General features: G+C 68.8%; 21 protein-coding genes. 14 read left to right on the forward strand and 7 right to left on the reverse strand.

Features of this window, described 5'->3' with window-relative positions:
• Positions 1-73: 73 nt before the first annotated feature.
• The 4 genes from ACR3ZA_RS00745 (at position 74) to ACR3ZA_RS00760 (ending at position 2,576) form a co-directional block, all read left to right on the forward strand.
• The gene (locus ACR3ZA_RS00745; protein ID WP_473659178.1) at positions 74-676 is read left to right on the forward strand and encodes a CDP-alcohol phosphatidyltransferase family protein; all 603 of its coding nucleotides are present in this window, start codon (positions 74-76) and stop codon (positions 674-676) included.
• A gap of 11 nt (positions 677-687) precedes the next feature.
• Positions 688-1,188, forward strand: a complete 501-nt coding sequence (locus ACR3ZA_RS00750) for an FHA domain-containing protein (RefSeq protein WP_473659180.1) — start codon at positions 688-690, stop codon at positions 1,186-1,188.
• On the forward strand, positions 1,188-1,883 hold the full coding sequence (ftsR, locus tag ACR3ZA_RS00755) for a transcriptional regulator FtsR (RefSeq protein ID WP_473659182.1): 696 nt from the start codon (positions 1,188-1,190) through the stop codon (positions 1,881-1,883). The genes ACR3ZA_RS00750 and ftsR overlap by 1 nt, the downstream gene beginning before the upstream one ends.
• Positions 1,884-2,024: 141 nt before the next feature.
• Complete coding sequence (locus ACR3ZA_RS00760) at positions 2,025-2,576, forward strand: MerR family transcriptional regulator (RefSeq protein ID WP_473659184.1); 552 nt, start codon at positions 2,025-2,027, stop codon at positions 2,574-2,576.
• Positions 2,577-2,694: 118 nt separating this feature from the next.
• Here the strand turns inward: ACR3ZA_RS00760 and ACR3ZA_RS00765 are convergent, their stop codons facing one another.
• Positions 2,695-3,534: an AAA family ATPase gene (locus tag ACR3ZA_RS00765; RefSeq protein ID WP_473659186.1), complete on the reverse strand. Its 840-nt coding sequence runs from the start codon at positions 3,532-3,534 to the stop codon at positions 2,695-2,697.
• Positions 3,535-3,600: 66 nt separating this feature from the next.
• Here ACR3ZA_RS00765 and ACR3ZA_RS00770 point away from each other — a divergent pair, with 66 nt between their 5' ends.
• From ACR3ZA_RS00770 to ACR3ZA_RS00780, 3 genes are read left to right on the forward strand one after another with little or no spacing between them, the layout of a single operon-like run.
• A complete protein-coding gene (locus ACR3ZA_RS00770) occupies positions 3,601-7,002 on the forward strand; it encodes a pyruvate carboxylase (protein ID WP_473659188.1) in 3,402 nt (1,133 codons plus the stop codon).
• Positions 7,003-7,028: 26 nt separating this feature from the next.
• The gene (locus ACR3ZA_RS00775; protein WP_473659190.1) at positions 7,029-8,378 is read left to right on the forward strand and encodes a nucleotide-binding protein; all 1,350 of its coding nucleotides are present in this window, start codon (positions 7,029-7,031) and stop codon (positions 8,376-8,378) included.
• Positions 8,375-8,878: a peptide deformylase gene (locus ACR3ZA_RS00780; RefSeq protein ID WP_473659194.1), complete on the forward strand. Its 504-nt coding sequence runs from the start codon at positions 8,375-8,377 to the stop codon at positions 8,876-8,878. Before ACR3ZA_RS00775 ends, ACR3ZA_RS00780 begins: the two co-directional genes overlap by 4 nt.
• Positions 8,879-9,185: 307 nt before the next feature.
• On the opposite strand, the gene ACR3ZA_RS00785 is transcribed toward ACR3ZA_RS00780, so the two are convergent.
• Positions 9,186-11,015, reverse strand: a complete 1,830-nt coding sequence (locus tag ACR3ZA_RS00785) for an AMP-binding protein (protein WP_473659196.1) — start codon at positions 11,013-11,015, stop codon at positions 9,186-9,188.
• Positions 11,016-11,118: 103 nt separating this feature from the next.
• Between ACR3ZA_RS00785 and ACR3ZA_RS00790 the strand changes: the two genes are divergently transcribed.
• The 3 genes from ACR3ZA_RS00790 to ACR3ZA_RS00800 all read left to right on the forward strand — a co-directional run bounded on the left by ACR3ZA_RS00790 (position 11,119) and on the right by ACR3ZA_RS00800 (position 14,266).
• Positions 11,119-12,084, forward strand: coding sequence for an ROK family protein (locus ACR3ZA_RS00790; protein WP_473659198.1), 966 nt, complete (start codon positions 11,119-11,121; stop codon positions 12,082-12,084).
• Positions 12,085-12,110: 26 nt separating this feature from the next.
• Positions 12,111-12,800: a 1-acyl-sn-glycerol-3-phosphate acyltransferase gene (locus ACR3ZA_RS00795; RefSeq protein ID WP_473659200.1), complete on the forward strand. Its 690-nt coding sequence runs from the start codon at positions 12,111-12,113 to the stop codon at positions 12,798-12,800.
• Between the two features lie 89 nt (positions 12,801-12,889).
• The gene (locus ACR3ZA_RS00800; RefSeq protein ID WP_473659202.1) at positions 12,890-14,266 is read left to right on the forward strand and encodes a class II 3-deoxy-7-phosphoheptulonate synthase; all 1,377 of its coding nucleotides are present in this window, start codon (positions 12,890-12,892) and stop codon (positions 14,264-14,266) included.
• Between the two features lie 42 nt (positions 14,267-14,308).
• Here ACR3ZA_RS00800 and pknB read toward each other — a convergent pair whose 3' ends face one another.
• Together pknB and ACR3ZA_RS00810 are read right to left on the reverse strand one after the other, a co-directional pair.
• A complete protein-coding gene (pknB, locus tag ACR3ZA_RS00805; RefSeq protein WP_486179538.1) occupies positions 14,309-16,288 on the reverse strand; it encodes a Stk1 family PASTA domain-containing Ser/Thr kinase in 1,980 nt (659 codons plus the stop codon).
• A gap of 79 nt (positions 16,289-16,367) precedes the next feature.
• Positions 16,368-17,567: a LysM peptidoglycan-binding domain-containing protein gene (locus ACR3ZA_RS00810; RefSeq protein ID WP_473662254.1), complete on the reverse strand. Its 1,200-nt coding sequence runs from the start codon at positions 17,565-17,567 to the stop codon at positions 16,368-16,370.
• Positions 17,568-17,933: 366 nt separating this feature from the next.
• On the opposite strand from ACR3ZA_RS00810, the gene ACR3ZA_RS00815 reads away from it, so the two are divergent.
• Entirely contained in the window at positions 17,934-18,224 is a 291-nt protein-coding gene (locus ACR3ZA_RS00815) for an Rv2175c family DNA-binding protein (protein ID WP_473662255.1), read from the forward strand.
• Here the strand turns inward: ACR3ZA_RS00815 and ACR3ZA_RS00820 are convergent.
• A complete protein-coding gene (locus tag ACR3ZA_RS00820) occupies positions 18,221-18,838 on the reverse strand; it encodes a hypothetical protein (protein WP_473659204.1) in 618 nt (205 codons plus the stop codon). The genes ACR3ZA_RS00815 and ACR3ZA_RS00820 overlap by 4 nt on opposite strands.
• A 211-nt stretch (positions 18,839-19,049) precedes the next feature.
• Here ACR3ZA_RS00820 and leuA point away from each other — a divergent pair, with 211 nt between their 5' ends.
• Positions 19,050-20,816, forward strand: a complete 1,767-nt coding sequence (leuA, locus tag ACR3ZA_RS00825; RefSeq protein ID WP_473659206.1) for a 2-isopropylmalate synthase — start codon at positions 19,050-19,052, stop codon at positions 20,814-20,816.
• A gap of 222 nt (positions 20,817-21,038) precedes the next feature.
• Here the strand turns inward: leuA and ACR3ZA_RS00830 are convergent, their stop codons facing one another.
• Together ACR3ZA_RS00830 and ACR3ZA_RS00835 are read right to left on the reverse strand one after the other, a co-directional pair.
• Positions 21,039-21,722 carry a TRIC cation channel family protein gene (locus tag ACR3ZA_RS00830; RefSeq protein ID WP_473659208.1) on the reverse strand — a complete coding sequence of 228 codons (684 nt, stop codon included), beginning with the start codon at positions 21,720-21,722 and terminating at the stop codon, positions 21,039-21,041.
• Positions 21,719-22,471, reverse strand: a complete 753-nt coding sequence (locus tag ACR3ZA_RS00835; RefSeq protein WP_473659210.1) for an NAD(P)H-binding protein — start codon at positions 22,469-22,471, stop codon at positions 21,719-21,721. Before ACR3ZA_RS00835 ends, ACR3ZA_RS00830 begins: the two co-directional genes overlap by 4 nt.
• Positions 22,472-22,543: 72 nt before the next feature.
• Between ACR3ZA_RS00835 and recO the strand changes: the two genes are divergently transcribed.
• Positions 22,544-23,275 carry a DNA repair protein RecO gene (recO, locus tag ACR3ZA_RS00840; RefSeq protein ID WP_473659212.1) on the forward strand — a complete coding sequence of 244 codons (732 nt, stop codon included), beginning with the start codon at positions 22,544-22,546 and terminating at the stop codon, positions 23,273-23,275.
• A 109-nt stretch (positions 23,276-23,384) separates the two neighbouring features.
• On the forward strand, positions 23,385-24,950 hold the full coding sequence (locus ACR3ZA_RS00845; RefSeq protein ID WP_473659214.1) for an ABC transporter substrate-binding protein: 1,566 nt from the start codon (positions 23,385-23,387) through the stop codon (positions 24,948-24,950).

Below are 24,950 nucleotides of genomic sequence, written 5' to 3' on the forward strand. Positions count from 1 at the left end.
ATGCGTTCAGGTGCAGAAATCTGCAATCGTGAAGATGGCTCCGTCGCCCTAGACTCAGAGGAGGAGGGGACGTGTGACCGAGGTCAGCAACCGGATCGTGACGATCCCCAACGCACTGAGCCTGCTTCGACTGCTGCTCATCCCGGTGTTCCTGGGCACCCTCATCGCCGCCGAGTACCTCTGGGCCCTCGTCATCCTCGTCGTCTCGAGCGTCACCGACCTCATCGACGGCGTCGTCGCGCGGCGCTTCGACCAGATCACGAGGCTCGGGCAGCTGCTCGATCCGGCCGCCGATCGGCTCTACATTCTGGCCACGCTGATCGGGCTCGCCTGGCAGCAGTTCATTCCGTGGTGGCTGGTCGCCGTGATTCTCGCGCGAGACGTGATGCTGATCGTGCTCGGGGTCGTGCTCGCCAACCACGGCTACGGGCCGCTCTACGTGCACCACCTGGGAAAGATGGCGACCTTCGCGCTGCTGTTCGCGCTTCCGGTGCTGATCCTCGGCGGGGCCTTCGCCGCGCTGGAGCCGGTCGCCACGGTGCTCGGCTGGTCGGCCGCCCTGTGGGGCGCATTCCTGTACTGGTGGGCGGGCATCCTGTATCTTCGCGAGACGATTCGAGTGGTTCGAATCGCTCCGGGATCGGGTCGCAGCGCGTCCGATAGTCTGAACGCTTAGAGGAGGTCGTGATGGTCGACACGGGCGAAAACGGTGCCCCGAAAACGCCGCAGGTCGGCGCCGACGGGCAGCCGACGGCGATGCCGCCGGCGGACACCACCGCGCACTTCTCCGACGAGTTCGTCGCGCAGCTCGCCGCGATGGAGGCCGGCATCAGCCTCGAGGAGCAGGAGGCGATCGCGGCTCTGCCGTCCGGGTCGGCCCTGCTGATCGTGCGTCGTGGACCGAACATCGGCGCGCGCTTCCTGCTCGACTCGGACCTGACGATCGCGGGGCGCCACCCCGACGCCGACATCTTCCTCGACGACGTCACCGTCTCGCGTCATCACGCGCGCTTCGTCCGCAGCGGCACCGCGTTCCACGTGGAGGACATGGGGTCGTTGAATGGCACCTACTTCCTGGGTGAGCGCATCGAGGCGGCACCGCTGTCCGATGGCGCCGAGGTGCAGGTCGGCAAGTTCCGTCTGACGTTCTACGCCTCGCGCGCCGATGTCGCGGGTGCTGCGTCCTGATGCCGGCTGGTTCTTCCGCAGCGCGCTCCCACTCCTCCCCGCAGCTGCTCAGCATCGGGCAGGTGCTGGCGAGACTGAATCCTGAGTTCCCCGAGCTGTCGCCGTCGAAGCTCCGCTTCTTGGAGGAGCGGAAGCTGGTGACCCCGTCGCGCACGGAGTCGGGCTATCGCAAGTTCTCGCATGCCGACGTCGAACGGGTTCGCCTCGTGCTGTCGATGCAGCGCGACTACTACCTGCCGCTGAAGGTCATCCGCGCCTACCTCGACGACCTGGATGCCGGACGCGATCCGGTGCTTCCCGGCGGCGGCGCGGTGCTCGGTCCGTCGATGCTTCCGACCGAGCGCCGACTGACTCGCGACGAGCTGATCCGCGAGGCCGGGGCGACGACGCTCCTGCTCGGCGACGCGATCTCGGCGTCGCTCATCGTTCCGGCCGATCACTACGGTGACGAGGCCCTCGCCGTCCTGACTGCTCTCGTGGAGCTGCAGCGCTCCGGCATCGAGCCGCGACACCTGCGCGGCTTCCGCGCGTCGGCCGAGCGCGAGCTGGGCCTGATCGAGACGGCGCTGATTCCGGTCGCACGCCGCACCGACTCGTCGAGCCGGGCGAAGGCGCGCGAGATGGCGCGCGAGATCGCCGGGCAGCTGGAGATCGTGCGCTCCAACCTGATTCGCTCGGCGCTCAGCAAGCTCTGATTCATCGAATTCGCTCGACGCTCCCGCGTGTCGCGCGCGATGTGATTGTCGCCGCCGCGTGTCGTGGGTACCGTGGGGGAAGACGAGAAGTTGAACTTCAACTTCAAGCTGAGGGTTACCCCGGCGGATCGAGGATGGCAGATGAGCGACGTGAAACGCAGCGAGGACTCGCGCTACGACCTCGGTCTGCTCTTTACCGACGGGTTGCCCGAGATGGACGACACCGCGGGCTACCGCGGAACCGTCGCCGCACGTGCCGCGGGCATCAGCTACCGACAGCTCGACTACTGGGCGCGCACGCAGCTCGTGGAGCCGACGGTGCGCGGGGCGGCCGGATCCGGCTCGCAGCGCCTCTACGGCTTCCGCGACATCCTGGTGCTCAAGCTCGTCAAGCGACTCCTCGACACCGGGATCTCACTTCAGCAGATCCGCACCGCCGTCAACCAGCTTCGCGAGTCCGGCGTGAACGACCTCGCCCAGACGACGCTCATGAGCGACGGTGCGAGCGTCTACCTGTGCACGTCGGATGACGAGGTCATCGACCTGGTGAGCCGCGGGCAGGGCGTCTTCGGCATCGCGGTCGGCAAGGTGCTGCGCGAGGTTGAGACGAGTCTCGTCGACCTCGACACGGTCACGGCCGACGAGCAGCGCGACGACCTCGCCGCCAAGCGCGCCTCACGCGCCGCCAGCTGACCCGCCCCCAACTCGCCCCGCCTTCCCCCGAGCGCTACCCAAACTCACGAGTGCGGTCGGTTCTTCGGTAGCGCTCGCGAGTTTCGGTAGCGCTCGGCGAAGTGGCGAAGGGGCGGGGTTAGGGTGTGGGTTCGGGTTCGGGCGCGACGCCGGGTTCCGGGAGCGGCGCGTCCTGCAGGTTCGCCGTGCGCAGCACGCGGTCCAGCAGCTGATCGAAGTGCCGCGCCATCTCCTGAGCGCTCTCGCCCGGCCAGATGTGCAGCGGTTTCGCGGCGCCCTGCGCCTGCTGCAGCGACGTGCGCTCCGGCAGCTGCGGTGAGAGCACGAGCGGGCCGAACATGTCGCGCAGCTCCTTGATGCGGAACTGGTGCTCGAGCGACTGCACGCGCGCACGGTTGACAATGATGCCCAGCGGCTGCAGTCGAGGGGAGAGCCCGCGGCGGATCTCCTCGATCGCGCGCAGCGCGCGGTCGGCCGCGGCGACCGAGAACAGTCCCGGCTCGGTGACGACGGTGACGCGGTCGCTCGCCGCCCAGGCGGTGCGCGTGAGGGCGTTCAGCGAGGGTGCGCAGTCGATGAGCACGAGCTCGTAGTCCTGCTCGACGTGGGCGAGCGCCTCCTCGAGCTTCCAGATGTCGCGAATGCTCGGGTGCGGGCCGTCGAAGTTGATCGCCGACGGAGAGCCGATCAGCACATCCACCGTGCCGCGGTGGCCCCGCGTCCACCCCGAGGGGGCGATCGCGGACCGCACGATCTTCTCCTTCGGCGACGCCAGCACATCGGCGATGTTCAGATGACCCGCAACGGAGATATCCATTCCGGTCGACACATCGGACTGCGGGTCGAGGTCGACGACGAGCGTCGAAACCCCGCGCGCGAAGGCGGCGGACGCCAGGCCGAGCGTCACGGTTGTCTTGCCCACACCCCCTTTGAGGGAGCTGACGCTCAGTACGTGCACGAGAAGGGAGCCTACCTTCAGTAATCTGAAAGGAGCCAAAAATCAGCCGCGTGCCGAGAGGACCGAATGTTCAAGAAGATCCTGGTTGCGAACCGCGGTGAAATCGCGATCCGTGCTTTCCGTGCCGCCTACGAGTTGGGCGCCAAGACGGTCGCCGTGTATCCCTATGAGGATCGCAACTCGATGCACCGTCTCAAGGCCGACGAGGCCTACCTGATCGGCGAAGAGGGGCACCCCGTCCGGGCCTACCTCGACGTCAGCGAGATCATCCGCGTCGCGAAGGAGGCCGGCGCCGACGCGATCTATCCCGGATACGGATTCCTCTCCGAGAACCCCGACCTCGCCCAGTCGGCCGCCGACAACGGCATCACGTTCATCGGTCCCGGCAGCAACGTGCTGGAGATGGCGGGCAACAAGGTCACCGCGAAGGAGCACGCGATCTCTGCCGGCGTGCCGGTGCTCAAGTCGACCCCGGCGACGACCGACATCGAGGTGCTGCTCGCCGGTGCCGACGAGATCGGATTCCCCGTCTTCGCCAAGGCGGTCGCCGGAGGCGGCGGTCGCGGAATGCGCCGCGTCGACAAGCGCGAAGACCTCCGCGGTGCTCTCGAAGCGGCGATGCGCGAGGCCGACAGCGCGTTCGGCGACCCCACCATGTTCATCGAGCAGGCCGTCGTGCGCCCGCGTCACATCGAGGTGCAGATCCTCGCCGACGCCACCGGCGAGACGATCCACCTCTTCGAGCGCGACTGCTCGGTGCAGCGCCGCCACCAGAAGGTGGTGGAGATCGCCCCGGCCCCGAACCTCGACGAGGACACGCGCCAGGCGATGTACCGCGACGCGGTCGCGTTCGCGAAGTCGATCGGCTATGTCAACGCGGGAACGGTCGAGTTCCTGCTCGACACCGCGGGGGAGCGCGCCGGGCAGCACGTCTTCATCGAGATGAACCCGCGCATCCAGGTCGAGCACACGGTGACGGAAGAGGTCACCGACGTCGACCTGGTGCAGTCGCAGATGCGCATCGCTGCGGGCGCCACACTCGCCGAGCTGGGACTGACCCAGGACTCCGTGCACCTGCACGGCGCCGCGCTGCAGACCCGCATCACGACCGAAGACCCGGGAGCGAACTTCCGCCCCGACACGGGAAAGATCACCACCTACCGCTCTCCCGGCGGCTCGGGCATCCGGCTGGATGGCGGCACCGTGCAGACCGGCTCGCAGATCAGCCCGCACTTCGACTCGATGCTGGCGAAGATGACCGCGCGCGGGCGCGACTTCCCGGCCGCGGTCGCGCGCGCCAAGCGCGGTCTGGCAGAGTTCCGCATCCGCGGCGTCTCCACCAACATCCCGTTCCTGCAGGCGGTGCTCGAAGACCCGGCGTTCGTCGCCGGCGACCTGTCGACGAGCTTCATCGACGAGCGTCCCCAGCTGTTCAAGGGGCACGAGTCGCGCGACCGCGGCACCAAGATCCTCAGCTGGCTCGCCGACGTCACCGTCAATCAGCCCAACGGATCCGGCGCTCACGCGATCGACCCGGCCCGGAAGCTCCCGGCCGTCGACCTGGACGCAGAGGCGCCGTCGGGCACGCGGCAGAAGCTGCTGGAGCTCGGACCGGTCGGCTTCGCCACCGCGCTGCGTCAGCAGACGGCGCTGGCGGTCACCGAGACCACGTTCCGCGACGCGCACCAGTCGCTTCTCGCGACCCGCGTGCGCACCAAGGACCTGACGGCCGTCATGCCGCACGTGGCGCGGCTCACGCCCGAGCTGTGGAGCGTCGAGGCCTGGGGCGGGGCGACCTACGACGTCGCGCTGCGCTTCCTCGGCGAAGACCCGTGGGAGCGTCTGGCCACCATGCGTGAGGCGCTGCCGAACGTCGCGATCCAGATGCTGCTGCGCGGCCGCAACACGGTCGGCTACACGCCGTACCCGACCGAGGTGACGAGCGCGTTCGTTCGCGAGGCCGCCTCCACCGGGGTCGACATCTTCCGCATCTTCGACGCCCTCAACGACGTCGACCAGATGCGACCCGCGATCGATGCGGTGCTCGAGACCGGCAGCACGGTCGCCGAGGTGGCGCTGTGCTACACGGCCGACCTGCTCGACCCGAACGAGACGCTGTACACGCTCGACTACTACCTGAAGCTCGCCGAGCAGATGGTCGACGCCGGAGCGCACATCCTGGCGATCAAGGACATGGCGGGCCTGCTGCGCGCCGGAGCCGCTGAGAAGCTCGTCACCGCCCTGCGGGAGCGTTTCGACCTTCCCGTCCACGTGCACACGCACGACACGGCAGGCGGTCAGCTGGCGACGCTCATGGCTGCCTCGCGCGCGGGAGCCGACGCTGTGGACGCCGCGAGCGCCCCGATGGCCGGAACCACCAGCCAGCCTTCGCTGTCGGCCCTCGTCGCCGCGACCGCGCACACCGAGCGCGACACCGGGCTCTCGCTGCAGGCGGTCAGCGACCTGGAGCCGTACTGGGAGGCCGTCCGCGGTGCCTACCGGCCCTTCGAGTCCGGACTTCCGGGCCCCACCGGCCGCGTCTACAAGCACGAGATCCCCGGCGGTCAGCTCTCCAACCTGCGCCAGCAGGCGATCGCGCTCGGCTTGGAGGACCGGTTCGAGGTGATCGAGGACCTCTACGCCGCCGCCAGCCAGATGCTCGGGCGTCCGCCGAAGGTGACCCCGTCCTCGAAGGTGGTGGGCGACCTCGCCCTCGCCCTCGCGGCAGCGAACGCCGACCCGGCCGACTTCGAGCAGAACCCGGACAAGTTCGACATCCCCGACTCGGTCATCGGCTTTATGGCCGGCGAACTCGGCGACCTGCCCGGCGGATGGCCCGAGCCGCTGCGGAGCAAGATCCTCGAAGGCCGCAACATCAAGATCGGCGTCGAGCCGATCACCGCCGACGACGAGAAGGCGCTGGCGGGCACACCGGAGGAGCGTCGTTCGGCTCTCAACCGCCTGCTGTTCCCCGGCCCGACCAAGCAGTTCGAGCAGGTGCGCGAGATGTTCGGCGATCTGTCGGTCGTCGACACCATCGACTACCTGTACGGGCTCAAGCCGGGCACCGAGCACGCCGTGCCGATCGCACCCGGAGTCGACCTCTTCGTCGGGCTTGAAGCCATCGGCGAGATCGATGAGAAGGGCATGCGCACCGTCATGACCACGCTCAACGGCCAGCTGCGTCCCGTCTTCGTGCGGGATCGCAGCGTCGCCGTCACGACGCTGTCGGCGGAGAAGGCGGATCCGGCCAAGCCCGGCCAGATCTCCGCCCCGTTCTCGGGGGTGGTGACTCTCAAGGTCGCCGAGGGCGACAAGGTGGAGGCGGGTCAGGCCGTGGCGTCGATCGAGGCCATGAAGATGGAGGCCGCCATCACGTCGCCCATCGCTGGCACCGTGAAGCGTCTGGCCATCCCGAGCACGCAGCAGGTGGAGGCGGGTGACCTGTTGGTCGTCGTCGAGTCGTGACCGCGTCGCGCCGGTAGACTCGGACGTTGGCGCGAACCTGCGTCGACGAAAGGGGAGTGACCGTGGCGCGAGTGCGCAACGAGAAGCCGACGACGGCCGATGAGGTCGGCGTCGCAGCTTCCGAGCTGGATGGCGACGAGGGTCTCGCGGCCCAGTTGCCGGAGAGCCTCACGGTGAGCATCGAGCTGCCCACGACCGTGCACGAGCCCGCCGACGACGAGGCCGCCGTCGCGCTCCACGACATCGCGATCACGCCCGTGCTGCCGCAGGGCGACGCGCTGGCGACCACGTCGATTCACCTGGACGCCGAAGAGCACGCTGAGCTTCCCGGAGACAGCGCCGACGCCGACCCCGCCGAGCAGTCGGTCGCGGTCGTGCCGCCGCTGCCCGGCGGCGACGTCGACGTGCAGGTCAGTGCGACGTCCTCCCCGGAGTCGGCTTCCATGCTCACCGCGGAGCGTCTGCTGCACGAGAAGAGCGGCGCCCGGCGCGGCGCCCCCGAAGGCTTCTGGCCCCACCTCGTCTACCAGGCGAGCTTCCACCAGATCAACCTCGGTGATTCGCCGGCGGTGCGGGAGCGCAAGCTCCTGGATGCGCGCATCGCCAAACGGCTCGAGGGCGGAACGCGCTTCGTGCCCGTGCTGACACGCAAGGGCGGAGTCGGCAAGACGACGATCACGACGATTCTCGGCATGGCTCTCGCCGACGTGCGCGAAGACCGCGTCATCGCGGTCGATGCGAACCCGGACCGCGGCACGCTCTCCGAGCGGGTCAACAAGCAGACGCGCTCGACCGTCCGTGACCTCGTGACCCACGCGCCGAGCATCCGCGACTTCTCGGAGCTGTCGAGCCACGTCTCACGCGATGAGACGCGCCTGGACGTGCTCGCGTCCGACACCGACCCGCTGCTCTCCGAGGCCTTCGATGAGGACGACTACAACGTCGTCGCCGACATCGCCGCCCGCTACTACTCGCTCGTGCTCACCGACTGCGGAACCGGCATCGTGCACTCCGTCATGCGCGCCACGCTGCAGCGTGCGGATGCCGTGGTCATCGTCTCCGGTGGCAGCGTCGACGAGGCACGACTGGCCTCCGAGACGCTCACCTGGCTCGAGGCGAACGGCTACGGCGACCTCGTCAAGAACGCGATCGTGGCGCTCAACACGGCCACTCAGGGCACCAACCTCGTCAAGCTCGACGAGATCGAGGCGCACTTCCGCTCGCGCGTGCGTGAGATCGTGCGCATTCCCTACGACCCGGAGCTCGCCGCGGGCTCGGTGGTGCGGTTCTCGGCGCTGCAGAAGTTCACGCGCGATTCGGCCCGCGAACTGGCCGCGCTCGTGATGGACGGGCTGCCGGCCCGGCGGTCCGCATGACCGAACGTCAGATCCGGCTCTTCGGAGATCCGGTGCTTCGTTCTGCGAGCGATCCGATCGTCGTGAAGCCGGGGGACGCGAGACTGGTCGCCCTCGCGGAGGACCTCGTCGACTCGGTGAAGCTTCCCGGTCGCGCGGGTGTCGCCGCGCCCCAGATCGGCGTCGGGCTGCGGGCGTTCTCGTACAACGTCGACGGCGAGGTCGGCTACGTGTTCAACCCGGTGCTTGAGGTCTCGGGCGAGCCGGAGGATGTCGACGAGGGATGCCTCTCGGTTCCCGGGTTCTCGTTCCCGCGTTCGCGCTACCCGTTCGCGCGCGTCACCGGGGTCGACGCGCACGGCAACGAGGTCGTGCTCGAGGGCGATGGGCTGATGGCTCAGGCGCTCCAGCACGAATGCGACCACCTCGACGGCAAGCTGTACGTCGAAGGCCTGGCGCCCGAGATCAAGCGCGAGGCGCTGCGGGCGATCCGTCAGTCCGACTGGTTCGCGCCCCGCTAGACCCGAGCCGCCGGTTGAGTAGGCGCGGGGCGCCGTATCGAAACCGCGGTGTTTGTGCGCGGTGTGGTTTCGATACGCGCCTGCGGCGCTACTCAACCAGCAAGCCGAGCCGGTTGAGTAGGGCCGCGCAGCGGCTCGTATCGAAACCGCTCTGCTTGTGCGCGGTGTGGTTTCGATACGCGCCTTCGGCGCTACTCAACCCGCAAGCCGAGCCGGTTGAGTAGGCGCGGAGCGCCGTATCGAAACCGCGGTGTTGCGCGGGTGTGGTTTCGATACGCGCCTTCGGCGCTACTCAACCGGCGGGTGACTAGTGGACGAGCGACTGACCGGTGGTCTCCGGCGACGCCGACGAGTACATCTCGTCGATCTCGCGCGAGAAGTCCGCCATGATCGGGTCGCGCTTGATGCTCATCTTCGGCGTCAGGTGGCCGCTCGCCTCGGTGAACTCGGTCGCGAGGATCGTGAACTTGCGGATCGACTCGGCGCGCGAGACCCGCGCGTTGGCGACGTCGACCGCGCGCTGCACCTCGGCGATCACCTTCGGGTTCTTCGCCGCGTCCTCGAGGGACTGGTCGGCGGCCTCCCCGTTGTTGTTCAGCCAGACCGGCAGCATCTCGGGGTCGAGAGTGATGAGCGCCGAGATGAACGGCTTCTGGTCACCCACGACGACGACCTGCGAGACGATCGGGTTGGCGCGCACCGGGTCTTCGAGCACGGCGGGGGCGACGTTCTTGCCGCCGGCCGTGACGATGATCTCCTTCTTGCGGCCGGTGATGGTCAGATAGCCCTCGTCATCGATGGTGCCGATGTCGCCGGTCTTGAACCATTCGCCGTCGAAGGTCTCCTTCGTCGCCTCGGGCTTGTTCCAGTAGCCGGCGAAGACGTCGACGCCCTTGACGAGCACCTCGCCGTCGTCGGCGATCTTGATGCCGACGCCCGGCAGCGCCGGTCCGACGGTGCCGATCTTGAACTTGTCGACGAGGTTGACGGTCGCCGGGGCGGTCGTCTCGGTGAGCCCGTAGCCCTCGAGGATCCGCAGGTCGAGGCTGCGGAAGAAGTGGCCGAGTCGCGGTCCGAGCGGCGCCGAGCCGGAGACGGCGTAGCGCACGCGCCCGCCCATCGCCGCCTTGAGCTTGCTGTAGACGAGCTTGTCGAAGATCGCGAACTTGATCTTCATGCCCAGCGGAACGTGGCCGGCGTCGAGCGCCTTGGAGTGGGCGATCGCGGTCTCCGCCGCGGCGCGGAAGATCTTGCCCTTGCCGCCGGCTTCGGCCTTCTGCTCGGCCGAGTTGTAGACCTTCTCGAACACGCGCGGGACGGCGAGGAGGAACGTCGGCTTGAAGCTTCCGAGCGAGGGGAGCAGCTTCGACGTGTCGCCCTGGTGACCGACCTTGACGCCGGTGGTGACCGCAAGGATCGAGATGAAGCGCGCGAAGATGTGCGCGGTCGTGATGAACAGCAGCGTCGATGCGCCGGGAGCGACGACCTCCTTCATCGCGACACCCGCGTTGCGGCACAGCTCGACGAAGTTGGAGTGCGTGAGGATGCAGCCCTTCGGCCGCCCGGTCGAACCCGAGGTGTAGATGAGGGTGGCGAGGTCGGAGCCCTGTGCGATCTTCCGGCGACGCTCGATCTCCTCATCGGAGACCTCCGTGCCGCCGGCCACGAGCTTGTCGAGGTCGCCGAGGCTGAGCTGCCAGACCTGGTCGACGTCGGGAAGCTCGCTGCGCACCTCGTCGAAGCGCGCGAAGTGGTCCGGCGTCTCGACGATCAGGGCGGTGGCACCGGAGTCGCTCAGGATGTATTGCACCTGCGACGGCGCCGAGGTCTCATAGATCGGCACCAGGACGGCGCCCGCGAACCAGGCCGCGAAGTCGATCAGCGTCCACTCGTAGCGCGTCTTGCACATGAAGCCGATCTTCGTGCCGGGCTCGATGCCCGCGGCGGCGAAGCCCTTGGCGAGCGCGACGACCTGGCGGTGGAATTCCGCGGTGGAGACATCGCTCCACCCGTCATCGCCCGTCGGCAGCGCGAAAAGGGGGGCTTCGGGGTCGATGGCCAGGCGGTCGACCAGCAGGTCGGTTGCGTTGGCCGTGGGATCCGCCGGAACCAAGGCCGGGGTGAAGAACTCGCTCACGGAAACTCCTTTGTCACCGGGTATGTGTGGTGGCCTCCAGTCTACGTGTCGCGCGCGGGCTGGTGGGGCCGCGGCGAGCAACACGCGGCTAGACTCGGGCGTCGTGCATGCCATCGGAATCGACATCGGCGGAACGAAGATCGCCGGGGCCCTCGTGTCCCCTGAGGGCGAGATCATTCGGCAGCTTCGCCGCCCGACCCCGGCGGGTGACCGGGACGCGCTCATCGACCACGTCGTCGAGATCGTCACGGAGCTCGCCGACGGCGAGGATGTCGTCGCCGCGGGGGTCGCGGCACCGGGCTTCATCGACGCCACTCAGTCGATCGTCTATTACGCGCCCAACATCAACTGGCGCAGCGAGCCGGTGCGCGAGCACCTGAGCGAACGGCTTCCGGGTCTGGCCATCACCGTCGACAACGACGCGAACGCGGCCGGATGGGCGGAGTACCGTTTCGGCGTCGGCCGAGGCGTGAGCGACATGACCCTGCTGACGATCGGCACCGGGGTGGGCGGGGCGATCATCGCCGACGGCCAGCTGCTGCGCGGCGGGTTCGGCACCGCGGGCGAGATCGGGCACCTGCGCGTCGTTCCCGGCGGCCTGGCCTGCGGGTGCGGTCAGCGCGGCTGCATCGAGCAGTACGGCTCCGGCCGTGCCCTGCTGCGCATGGCCAATGACATCGCGGATGCCGGCGGCATCGGCCAGAACCTGGCCGCCGTCCGGGAAGCCCAGGGCGGGCTCGACGGCGCCCTCGTCGCCGCGCTGATCTCTGAGGGCGACCCGGGGGCGCTCGCGGCGCTGCGGGAGCTCGGCGGCTGGCTCGGTCAGGCCGCCGCGTCGATCACCGCCATTCTCGACCCGGAGGTCTTCGCGTTCGGAGGCGGTGTCGCCGCCGCGGGGGAGCTGCTGCTCGAGCCGGTGCGCGAGGCGTATCTCGCCCATGTGCCGGCTCGCGGCTACCACCCCGAGCCGACCTTCGTCGTCGCCGAGCTGGTCAACGACGCCGGCATGGTGGGTGCCGCGGATCTCGCCCGGATTCGCGCCGAACGCAGCGGCGAAACCGCGCGCTAGGCTCGTCACAGGTTTCCGGAGGTGCCGTGTTCTACTGGTTGATGAAGTACCTCATCGTGGGCCCGTTCATGCTCTCGGTGTTTCGACCGTGGGTGCGCGGCCGCGAGAACGTGCCCGAGTCCGGGCCCGTCATCTTCGCGAGCAACCACCTGTCGTTCATCGACTCGGTGTTCCTGCCGCTCGTCGTGGATCGTCCGATCCGGTTCCTCGCCAAGAGCGAGTACTTCACCGGCCGGGGTGCCAAGGGCTGGCTCATCAAGCGCTTCTTTCTCGCCATCGGGCAGCTGCCGATCGATCGCTCGGGCGGCAAGGCCTCCGAGGCGTCGCTGCACGGCGGTCTCGAGCACCTCGCCGAGGGCGGCCAGCTGGGCATCTATCCCGAGGGCACGCGCAGCCCTGACGGCCGCCTGTATCGCGGGCGCACGGGCGTCGCGCGCATGATCCTCGACTCGGGAGCGATCGTGGTTCCCGTGGCGATGGTCGACACCGAGAAGGCGATGCCGACGGGGACGTTGATCCCGAAGGTGCGGCGCATCGGGGTCGTCTTCGGGGAGCCTCTCGACTTCTCGCGGTTCGAGGGCATGGAGGGCGACCGCTTCGTGCTGCGCTCGATCACCGACGAGATCATGTACGAACTGGCGCGCATCGGCGGTCAGGAGTACACGGATGTGTACGCGACCTCGGTGAAGAAGCGCCGGCCCTCGCGCGTCGGCTGACCACCCCCGCGACGGCAATGCACGCACCGGTCGGCTAGGGTCGATCGTTGGGCTGTCTTAGCCCTTTCCCGAGATTAGAAGGACCGACCGTGGTAGACCCGTCCGAGACCGTTGTGCAGGCAGATCCCAGCGTGATCGCCGGTCTCGACTATTGGCGTGAGCTCCCCATCAAGCAGCAGCCCCAGTGGCCGGATGCGGAGGCCGTCGCGGCGGCGTCCGCTGAGATCGCGACGCTCCCGCCGCTGGTGTTCGCCGGTGAGGTCGACATCCTGCGGGAGCGCCTGGCGCGGGTGGCGCGAGGGGAGGCCTTCCTCATGCAGGGCGGCGACTGCGCCGAGACGTTCGCGGGTGCCACCGCCGATCAGATCCGTCGCCGCGTGAAGACGCTGCTGCAGATGGCGGTCGTCCTGACCTACGGCGCGTCGATGCCCGTCGTCAAGATGGGTCGCATGGCGGGCCAGTTCGCCAAGCCGCGCTCGAGCGACACCGAGACGCGCGGCGAGCTGACGCTGCCCGCGTACCGCGGCGACATCGTGAACGGCTTCGATTTCACGCCCGAGAGCCGCGCCGCCGATCCGCGTCGCCTCATTCAGGGTTACCACACGGCGGCGTCGACGCTGAACCTGGTGCGTGCCTTCACACAGGGCGGTTTCGCCGACCTGCGCGAGGTTCACCGCTGGAACCACGGTTTCGCGATCAACCCGGCGAACCAGCGCTACGAGGGCCTCGCGCGGGAGATCGACCGCGCCGTGAAGTTCATGGAGGCCGCCGGTGCCGACTTCGACGAGCTGAAGCGCGTCGAGTTCTACACCAGCCACGAGGGCCTGCTGATGGACTACGAGCGCCCGATGACGCGCATCGACAGCCGCAACGGCACGCCCGTGAACACGAGCGCCCACTTCCTGTGGATCGGGGAGCGCACGCGCGATCTCGATGGTGCGCACATCGACTACTTCTCGCGCATCCGCAACCCCATCGGGGTGAAGCTCGGCCCGTCGACGACGGCGAGCGACATGGAGAAGCTGATCGACAAGCTCGACCCCGAGCGCGAGCCGGGTCGCCTGACCTTCATCACGCGCATGGGCGCGGGCAAGATCCGCGACTCGCTGCCGCCGCTGCTCGAGGCCATCAAGGGCATGGACGCGAACCCGATCTGGGTGTCCGACCCGATGCACGGCAACGGGATGACCACGCCGACCGGCTACAAGACGCGTCGTTTCGACGACGTCGTCGAGGAGGTGCGCGGCTTCTTCGCGGCGCACCGTGACGCCGGCACGCACCCGGGCGGCATCCACATCGAGCTCACCGGTGACGACGTCACGGAGTGCCTGGGCGGCTCGGAGATGATCGACGAGGCGACGCTGGCGACCAAGTACGAGTCGCTGTGCGATCCCCGCTTGAACCACATGCAGTCGCTCGAGCTGGCGTTCCTCGTGGCGGAAGAGCTGGGCGCGCCCGCGAAGTAGTCATCGTCGACGGACACCCGGCGAACTGACCGTCGCCGGGTGTCAGTCGGCGCTCAGCCGGACCCGGACGGTGCTGTTCTTCGGCACGGTCTCGCCCGCGTCGGGGTCGATCTCCTCGACGGTGGCGATGCCGGGAAGCGTCTCGCCGATCAGTCGGCTGTTGTTGTTCCAGTACTCAACGACAAGGCCGGCCTCTTCGAGGATGGGGCGCGCCTCGAGCCAGGTCTTGCCCTCGACGTCGGGGATCTGCACCGGTTCGGGTCCGCGCGAGATCTCGAGCCCGACGATGTCGCCCGGCTGTCGCGGCCCGCTGCTGCTCGTGAGTCCGATGACTCGTCCCTCGGCGACGTCGTCGGAGTAGGAGCGGATCTCCAGCCCGCCGTCGACGATCAGATCGACCTCGGCGAGCAGCGCGGTCGCGTCGTCGATGGTCTCGCCGCGAACCACGGGGACGGCGCCGACCGAGACGACGAGCTCGATCGTGCGGCCTTCGAAGGTGGATCCGCCCTGCGACAGATCCGTTGGACCGTCGTCGGCGTCGAGATCGGTGACGCTGATCACGAGCCCCGCGTCGAGATCGGAGCTGAACTGCTGGATCACCGGGTCGGCGACCGTGAGCCCTTCGGCCGTGAGCACCGCGGTCACCTCGTCGAGAGGCTGCCCGGAGAGCGCCTCAAGCGTCACTTCGCGCGGGCCGAGCGAGACGACGAGAGTGACCTCCTCGCCGAGGCGGATGCTGGATCCGACCTCCGGATCGGTCGCCATGACCGCCCCTTCGGGAACGTCGACGCTGTGCGCCGTCTCGTGCTCCTCGGCGACAGCGAGACCGAGATCGGTGAGGATCGCGGTCGCCTCCTCGGGCGTCGCGGTGACGACGCTCTCGGGAATGGTGGCGTGCGCGCCGGGCCCCGCGCCGAAGTACCATCCGGTCGTGCCGGCCACGGCGGCGAGCAGCACCACGAGGATGAGGATGAACGGGGCGCGACGCCGACGACGGCGCGCGATCGTGGCGAGCTGCGCGGTCGCCGCACCGACCGGCGCGGGGCCGGTCTCGTTGCGCGGAGCTCCTCGAGGCCCCAGCACCTGCGTCTCCGCATCGGAGCCGGTGAACTGTGCGGCCGGAGCGGGCGGCAGGACCATCGTGCGCTGCGTCGCCGTCGATCCGGTCGGCAGAGCGGTTCGCAGCAGGTCTTCGGTCTCGTGCAGCTGGTCGAGCATCTGGCCTGCGTCGCGCGGGCGGTGCTCCGGATCGCGGGCGGTCGCCCACAGCACCAGCTCATCGAGCTCGGCGGGAACCTTGCTGTTCTTTCCGCTGGGCACCGGAACGGAGTCGTTCGCGTGCTGGTAGGCGATCTGCATCGGCTGCTCGCCCTTGTACGGCTGCTCGCCGGTGAGCATCTCGTACATCATGATGCCGACGGCGTAGATGTCGCTGCGCGTGTCGGCGACACCGCGGGTGACGAGCTCGGGGGAGAGGTAGGCGATCGTGCCCATCAGTGCCGCACCGGTCGCCGTGTTGGCGGTCGCCGCGCGCGCGAGGCCGAAGTCGCCGATCTTGATGCGACCGTCGTCGGCGAGCAGCACGTTCTCAGGCTTCAGATCGCGGTGGACGATGCCCGCCTTGTGCGCCGCGGCGAGGCCGGAGAGCACCGCCTCGGTGATGTCGAGGGTCTGCTCGGCGGTCAGCGATCCGTATTCCTCGATGAGGTCGCGCAGCGTGATTCCGGGCAGGTACTCCATCACCAGGTAGGCGTAGTCCTCGTCCTGGCCCTGATCGAAGACATTGACCACGTTCGGATGCGCGAGCCGCGCGGCGGAGCGGGCCTCCTGGATGAAGCGCTGCTTGAACGCGCTGTCGTCGGAGAGGTGCCCGTGCATCACCTTGATGGCGACTCGTCGCTCCAGACGGAGGTCGGTGGCCAGGTAGACGGTGGCCATGCCGCCGCGGGCGATGCGTGAGCGCACCTGGTACCGCCCGTCGATCAGGCGGCCGATCATCGGATCGGTCGTATTCGCGCTCACGCCGGAAGTCTAGATTGCGCCGGCCGACCGAACCTGTTGCCACACGGCGGGCGACGAGCTCCGCGGATGGGCCCGGCGCTCAGCCGAGCTGGGCGAGCCACGCGGTCGCGCTCGCTTCCCACTTGGCGTAGGCGTCCGGGTAGGCGGAGATCTGCACGGCCTGGGCGGCCTGCGTGACGGTCATGCTCTGCCAGCCGGAGATGTCGAGCAGTCCGCGGGTCTTGCCCTTGTTCGGGTTGCTCGGACCGCCGTAGAAGAGCTTCGCGGCGTAGCTCGGCGTGGTGAGCTGCTCGACGGTGCCCCACCCGGTGCTCGGGCGCTGCTGGAACAGCCCGACCGAGTCGCGATCGCCGTAGCTGATGTTGCGAAGGCTCGATTCCTGCATGGCCGCGGCGAGGGCAATGATGATGCCCCGGTCGGGAACCCCGAGCGAGCGGCCCACGTCGATGATGATCTGGGCGTTGGCCTTCATCTCGCTCGTGAGAGCGGTCACCGAGGTGCCGGCCGTACTCGTCGACGTCTTGCCGGGGATCAGGACCTTCTGGCCGGGGTAGATGATGCTCGACCAGCTGAGGCCGTTCGCCGTGAGCACGGACTGCGTGCCGAGTCCGTACGCGGCGGCGATCTTCGAGATCGTGTCTCCGGAGACCACCGTGTGGAAGTACTGCGTGGCCGTCGGTGTCTCCGTCGCGGTCTCCGGCTCGGTCGACGAGTCCGGCTCGGTGGGCGTCGTGCTGACGACCTCCTCGACGTCGATCGACGGCTCATCGGCGGGTGCGCTCGGCGTGGTGGTGTCCTGCGGGATGACGATGCGCTGACCGGGGTAGATGATGCTCGACCAGCTCAGGCCGTTGGCCGACAGCACTTTCGACGTCGCGATGCCGAAGCGGGCGGCGATGCCCGAGATGGTGTCGCCCTTGACGATCGTGTACTTGTTCGTCGTGTCAACGGCGGGCGTCGTGGAGGTGGTCGTCGTTCCGGGCAGCTTGAGGACTTGTCCGGGGAAGATGAGCGACTTCCAGCCGAGGCCATTGAGGGCCAGCACGGACGCCGTGGAGAGCCCGTATCGGCTGGCGATCGCGGAGACGGTGTCGCCGGTGGCGACGCGGTACGTGCTCGGCACGGTCGTCGTGGCGACGACGGCGGTGACGGCGGCAGCGAGGGCGCGCGCACCGGAATTCTGCGGAAGCGTGGGCTTCTTGGGCTGTGCCGACGCGGGCGGCAGCGGCGCCGTCACGTTCATGCTCACGGTGAGAGCCCCCGCGAGGACGAGCGGCATCGTGGCGCGCATGCCGCGGGTGACGCGTCGCGTCGCGCGGTCGCGGTCGAGCTCGGCCCTGGGGTCGGCGACGCGCGACTGCGCGCTCGGCGTGAGGCCCGCAAAGACGGCGCGAGCGATCTCGTCGCGCTCGCGAAGGTTCGACACATCGACCGCCTTTCTCCCCGCCCCCGGGATTCACCTGGCTGTGTCCGGAATAACGCTGTCACAGATGGCAATTACTGTCAATCAAAGTGACTAATGTGATTGATGTGACTCGCGCGTCCCTGGGGGAGCCTTCGCCCGCAGCCGCGCGCCACATGGCACTCTTGACCCGTGAGTTCCCTTGCCGACCGTGAATGGTTGACCGTCCCCGACCTCGTCGAAATGCTCGGCGTCTCCACCAGCCGCGTTCGCCGGCTCTTCGAAGACCGCATCCTGCTCGCGGAGCGCCGTGACGGCGTGCTGCGCGTCCCCGCCGACTTCCTGAAGGACGGCGAGCCCCTGCACGAGCTCCGCGGCACGCTCATGGTCCTCGCCGACGCGGGCTTCAGCGACGAGGAAGCGATGCACTGGCTCCTCGACGAGGACGAGATCCTCGGCGCCGCGCCCATCGACGCACTTCGGCAGGGTCGCAAGTCCGAAGTGCGCCGAGTGGCGCAGTCGCTGGCCTTCTAGATCGCGACGAGCGCCGACTGGACGGCGACCACGTCCGGCCCGTAGATGGCGTCGAAGTACTCCTGAATCGACCCGTCGTCGTAGTACACGGTGACGAACAGGTACCCGTTCTCCGTGAACGAGAACAGCACGTCAACGGGAAGGTCCGTCGACACCACCTCCTGGATCTCACGCAGCTCCGCATCGGAGCTCTCGCCGGCGTTCTCCGGGTCGAGTCGCGGATCCGGGTCGCTCATCATCGGGTCGTAGAGCGCGAGCGGCACGGGGTCCTCGGTCACCGTGAAGGTCTCGCCGTCCCAGGTCCCGAAGACCGCGAAGGAGCCCCAGGTGACGTCGTTCTCCGTCTCCTTGATCTCGATCGCGTCCCAGTTCCAGCCGACGATCTCGGCGCCGGCGCACTGCGGCGGGTACGACTCGGCGATGGCGCCCAGGCAGAGCTGGGGTGCGGCGTCGCCGACCTGGAGAACCGTGCCCTGACCGACCACGGTGCCGGGGGCGGCAGGCGAAACGGCGGGCGGAACGGCCGCCTGACCGCCCGGGCCCATGCCCGCGCAGCCGGCGAGCAGCAGAAGTGCTGCGCCCGCAACCGCGGGCGCGAAACGTCGAATTGTCATGCATCCAGTTTCGAGTTCGATCCCGCCGGCGACCACCCAACCTTTGCCACGACTTTGACGTCAGGTGACTCGCGGTCGCGCAGTGCTACCCTGGATGCGTGCTGTTCGGCCTGCTTCTTCTTAGCTGCCGCGACGAGGCCTAGTTCAACGGCCTTCCTCGTCGCGGAGTTCGTCGTTGGCTGAGACCCGACTCGTAGAGAAGCAGAAGACCATGAAGAACACCCAACAGCCCAGCGGAATGCCGGCTCACCGCTACCGCTCGTACGCCGACCAGTTCCGGACCCACCTGGCCGACCGCACCTGGCCCGACAAGGTCATCGACAAGGCTCCCATCTGGTGCGCCGTCGACCTGCGCGACGGCAACCAGGCGCTCATCGATCCGATGAGTCCCGAGCGCAAGCGCATCATGTTCGAGCTGCTCGTCAAGATGGGCTACAAGCAGATCGAGGTCGGGTTCCCGTCGGCCAGCCAGACCGACTTCGACTTCGTCCGGCAGCTCATCGAAGAAGACCTGATCCCGGACGATGTCACCATCCAGGTGCTCACCCAGGCGCGCGAAGAGCTGATCGCCCGCACCTACGAGTCGATCGCGGGCGCCAAGCAGGCCATCGTGCACTTCTACAACTCGACGAGCGTGCTGCAGCGCGACGTCGTGTTCCGCACCGATCAGCAGGGCGTCCTCGACATCGCGCTTCAGGGCGCGCGCTGGTGCAAGCAGTACGAGGCGACGATTCCCGAGACGAGCGTCTACTACGAGTACTCGCCGGAGAGCTACACCGGCACCGAGCTCGACTTCGCGGTGAAGGTCTGCAACGAGGTGCTCGAGGTGCTCGAGCCCACCCCCGAGCGCAAGGTGATCATCAACCTGCCCGCCACCGTCGAGATGGCGACGCCGAACGTCTACGCCGACTCGATCGAGTGGATGAGTCGCCACCTCGCTCACCGCGAGAACGTGCTCCTGTCGCTGCACCCGCACAACGACCGCGGAACGGCCGTCGCGGCCGCCGAGCTCGGCTACCAGGCCGGCGCCGACCGCATCGAGGGGTGCCTGTTCGGCAACGGCGAGCGCACCGGCAACGTCGACCTGGTCGCGCTGGGGCTCAACCTGTTCACGCAGGGCATCGACCCCGAGATCGACTTCAGCGACCTCGACGAGATCCGCCGCACCGCCGAGTACTGCAACCAGCTCAAGGTGCACGAGCGCAGCCCCTGGGCCGGCGACCTGGTCTACACCGCCTTCAGCGGATCTCACCAGGACGCCATCAAGAAGGGCTTCGAGGCCCTGGATGCGCGCGCCGAGGCCGAAGGCAAGCACGTCTCCGAGCTGGAGTGGGCCGTTCCCTACCTGCCGATCGACCCGAAGGATGTGGGTCGCGGCTACGAGGCCGTCGTGCGCGTCAACTCGCAGTCCGGCAAGGGCGGCGTCGCGTACCTGCTCAAGTCGGACCACGCGCTCGACCTGCCCCGTCGTCTGCAGATCGAGTTCAGCCAGGTCGTGCAGGCCAAGACCGATGCCGAGGGCGGCGAGGTCACGAGCGAGCAGATCTGGGAGATCTTCCAGGATGAGTACCTGCCGGCGCCGGCGGAACGCCCCGACGACAAGTGGGGCCGCTTCGAGCTGCTGTCCACGCGCACGGCGAGCGACATGTCCGGCTCGGTCGAGTTGGACGCGCGCCTGCGCATCGGCAGCAACCTCGAGGAGGTGCGCGGCGTCGGCAACGGTCCGATCGCGGCCTTCCTCGGCGTGATGGCCGAGCAGGGGCACGACATCAGGCTCTACGACTACGTCGAGCACACCCTCTCGGAGGGCGGCGACGCGCTCGCGGCGGCCTATGTCGAGCTGCAGGTCGGCGAGGTTCGGCTCTGGGGCGTCGGCATCGACGGCGACATCTCGACGGCGTCGCTCAAGGCGGTCGTGTCGGCGGTCAACCGCGCGGTGCGGATGCGGACCGCCGATCGCGAGCTCGTCTCGGCATAGTCCAGGGCTCACCACCCGGCGAGCCGACAGTCCCGCGGCCCGTTTCTTCCGAAAGCCAGGAGAAAACGCGGCCGGATGCCGTGATCCCGGGGACCGCGGCGCCGTCCGTCGACGAATCTCCTGCATTTCGTTGACGGGGCGGCGGAGGTGGCGGGAGCGGAGCGGAGCGGAGCGGGATCGGGAGCGGAGCGGGATCTCAGGGCGGAACGACAGGGCGGGGCGTCAGATCTCGGCGTCGGGGGCGTCGCGGCCCAGCCGCCGCGGCCACAGGTTGCGGGTGATCGGCCGCTGCTCGGGCAGGCTCCAGTGGAACAGCACGGCGAGGATCCGCACGACGAAGGTGAGGGCGACGCAGACGACGGCGCCGATGAAGACGGGCACGCCGAGCGCCACCAGCACGACCAAGCTGGTGGTGCCGACGATCGTCGCGACCGCGTAGAGCGAGCCGACGTGCATGAGGGCGATCGGGAGCCCGAGCAGCAGGTCGCGGAGGATGGACCCGCCGACCGCGGCGAGCACGCCGACGAAGATCGCGGGCACCGCGGGAAGCCCGAGCGAGAGCGCCTTCGTCGTGCCGAGCGCGCCGAACAGGCCGATCGTCAAGGCGTCGAGGACGGTGATGAAGGGGGCGATCCGGTTGACCAGCCGCTCCAGCAGCATCCCGAGCAGCGCGGCGGCGGTCGCCACCGGCAGATACCAGTTGCTCAGGAGCGTGGCGGGCACCTCGACCAGCAGGACGTCGCGGAGCACGCTTCCGCCGAAGCCGGTCGCGAGTCCGATGATGGCGACGCCCAGCAGGTCGAGTCGCCGATCACGGAACTGCGCGGCGAAGGCGGCCCCCTGCATGCTCCCGATCGCGACAGCCAGCACGCCGATCCAGATGGGGATCTCGAAGGAGGAGGTCACGGTCCATTGCTAGCACGCGCCGAGCGCGCCGCGAACTCCTCGAAGGTTTCTCGTCCGAAGCCGGGCAGGCCCGCCAGCTGATGCCCGGCCCGGAAGGCGCGGACCGTGCGCCCGCCGAGCCGCAGCGCGCGCACCCGCTTCGCTGCCCCGTGCGCCCGGTGCCAGATCTCGGCGATCTCGGGAAACGACAGGATCTCCGGCCCGCCGACTTCCTCGACGCGCCCGGCAGGGGGCCCGCCGGCCAGCTCCGCCAGGCGGTCGGCGACCTCCTCGACCGCGATCGTCTGCAGCGGAATGTCGAGCACACGCGTGGTGGCGAAGCGGCCCTGCATCTCGATGAGCTCGACCGGGAAGGAATGGAACTGGGTGGCGCGCAGAATCGTGAACGGGATCCCGCTGCTCTCGATCACCGCCTCGCACCGCACCTTGTCGCGGTAGTAGAAGTACGGGATCTCCTCGACGCCGACGATCGAGATGTACACGATGTGCTCGACTCCGGCGTGCGCCGCGGCGCGCAGCAGGTTCTCGGTGCCGTGGCAGTCGCGACGCCGGTTGGTCGCGAGGTGGACGATCGTGGCGGCGCTGGCGACGGCCGCCTCCAGGCCCGCGTTCCGGTCGAGGTCGCCCGCCACGCGCATCGCGCCGGGATGGCGGCTCAGGATCTCAACCTCGTGGCCGCGCGAGCGCAGCGCCTCCACGGTCGGGCGTCCGAGCCCGCCTGTTCCGCCCGTCACCAGAGTCGTCGACATGATCGCCCCTTCGCGAATCGCCGCGCTTACTCCAGTGTGCCACGCACCCGGCTCGCGGGGGAGACTAGGGGAGTGCCGACCTACCGTGATGAGGGCGTCGTGCTTCGCACCCACAAGCTGGGCGAGGCCGACCGCATCGTCACGCTCCTGAGCCGCCAGCACGGCAAGGTGCGCGCCGTCGCGAAGGGCGTGCGCCGCACGGCCTCCCGCTTCGGTGCCAGACTCGAACCGGGCATGGTCGTCGACGCCCAGTTCTACGTCGGTCGCAGCCTCGACATCGTGCAGCAGGCGGACACGATCGGCTCGTATGGCGCGGACATCGCCGACGACTATGGCCGCTACACCGTCGCCATGGCGATGCTGGAGACGGCCGACCGGCTGACGGATCACGAAGCCGGAACGCAGCACTACCTGCTCCTGGTGGGGGCGCTGCGGTCACTGGCGCGTCGAGAGCACGCCGCCGGCATGACCCTCGACGCCTACCTGCTCCGTGCACTGTCGATCGCCGGCTGGGCTCCGAGCTTCGTCGACTGCGCCGTCACCGGGGCGCCCGGCCCGCACTCGGCCTTCGTCGCGCAGCTCGGCGGCGTGGTCGCCGACGAGGTCGCTCCGCCCGGAGCGGTGCGGCTGGACGCGGCGACGCTGGAGGTGCTCGGGGCGCTGCTGGCGGGCGACTGGCCGGTCGCGGAGTCCGCCGACGAGCGGGCGCTCGCGCAGGCGACCGGGGTGGTCGCGGCGTACACGCAGTTCCACCTCGAACGGGCGCTGCGCTCGCTGCCGCACGTCGACCGCTCCGGGGTCTGAGACGCGCCGTCGAGGTGAGCGTTCGGGGGGCCTTCGCGAACCCCTAGAGTGAACCCAACTCCCGACTCGAGGAGTAGTGGTCACAGATGACTGATGGAGGACCCCGGCCATGAAACTCACCTCACGACGCATCGGCGTCGCCGCAGCGGCGCTCGCCGCGACTCTCGCGCTGTCGGCGTGCGTGTCGACCTCGACGCCCGACGACAACACCTCGATCACCGTGGCCCTGCCCGGGTCGCTCTCCAACCTGTACGTCGGTCAGGAGAACGGGATCCTCAACTACTACATCGCCTCGATCGCGCAGGAGGGTCTTGTCACCCTCGATGCCGAGGGTGAGATCCAGCCGGCCCTTGCCGAGAGCTGGGAGCAGGTCGATGACCTGACCTATCGCTACACGCTCCGCGAGGACGCGACCTTCCAGGACGGCACGGCCGTCACCGTCGACGACGTGATCTTCTCGATCGAGATGGCGCAGGACCCGGAGCTCTCGCCCGGCTTCTCGTACTACCTCGGCGGCATCGCCTCGATGGAGGAGACGGCCGAGCGTGAGCTGACCATCACGCTGTCGTCGCCGGATGCGACCTTCGCCACCCTGATGAGCACCACCGGTGCGCTGTACGTGACCTCGAAGGCGTACTGGGAGGCCAACGAGGGCACGGTCGGCACCGGCGAGGGGCTGCTGCTCGGCACCACCCCGTACCGGGTGACCGAGTTCGTTCCCGACTCGCACGTGTCGTTCGAACGCGTCGACACCTGGTGGGGTGGCGTTCCCGAGATCGAGAACGTGCGCGTCGACTTCATCCCGGATGAGAACACCCGGCTGCTGGCGGCGCAGACCGGCAACATCGATGTCGCCTTCAACGTGCCGTTCCAGCAGGCCGACCAGTGGGCGGCCATCGACGGCGCCGAGGTCCAGTTCCTCAACGACCTCTCCTACGTCGGTCTGCTCTTCGACCTCGAGGTCGCGCCGTTCGACGATGTCAACGTCCGCGAGGCGGTCGCCCACGCGATGGACCGCTCGGCCGTCGTCGAGAGCGTGCTTGACGGGCACGGCGAGGTGGCCCTGGCCATTCCGACGCCGGAATCGCTGATCGCCGCCTACGGTGACCAGGCGGACGCCCGGCTCGCGGCCCTGCCGCAGCGCGATTTCGACCTCGACGCGGCCGCGGCGGCACTGGCGAAGTCGTCGGTGCCGGACGGCTTCACCGCCGAGCTGACCTACCCGGCGACCGGTCCTGAGCTCGGCCGCGCGGCGCTCGCGCTCTCGGCGAACCTTGCCGAGATCGGCGTCACGATCGACGTGCGCGAGGTCACGATCGAGGAGTGGCTGGCCACGATTGGCGACGGCGAGCACGGGCTCGGCTACATGTGGTACTTCTCGACGACGGGCGACCCCGGCGAAGTGATCAGCTACCTGTACGGACCGGAGAACCCGTCCCGCTACTCGAACTCGGCGGTCGAGTCGCTGCTGGCGGAGGCGTTCGTCGAGAGCGACCCGACGGTGCGCGCCGACCTCATCCTCGGCGCCGAAGAGCTGGCGCAGACCGACCTGGCGAGCTTCCCGCTCTGGTGGGGCCAGTCGGCGACCGCGTTCCTCGACGGGTGGACGATCGACACGGACACCCCGTTCGTCTACACCAACCCGTGGCCCGCGCTGCTGACGCGAGGCGAATGA

This window comes from Herbiconiux sp. J20-20, assembly GCF_057365085.1.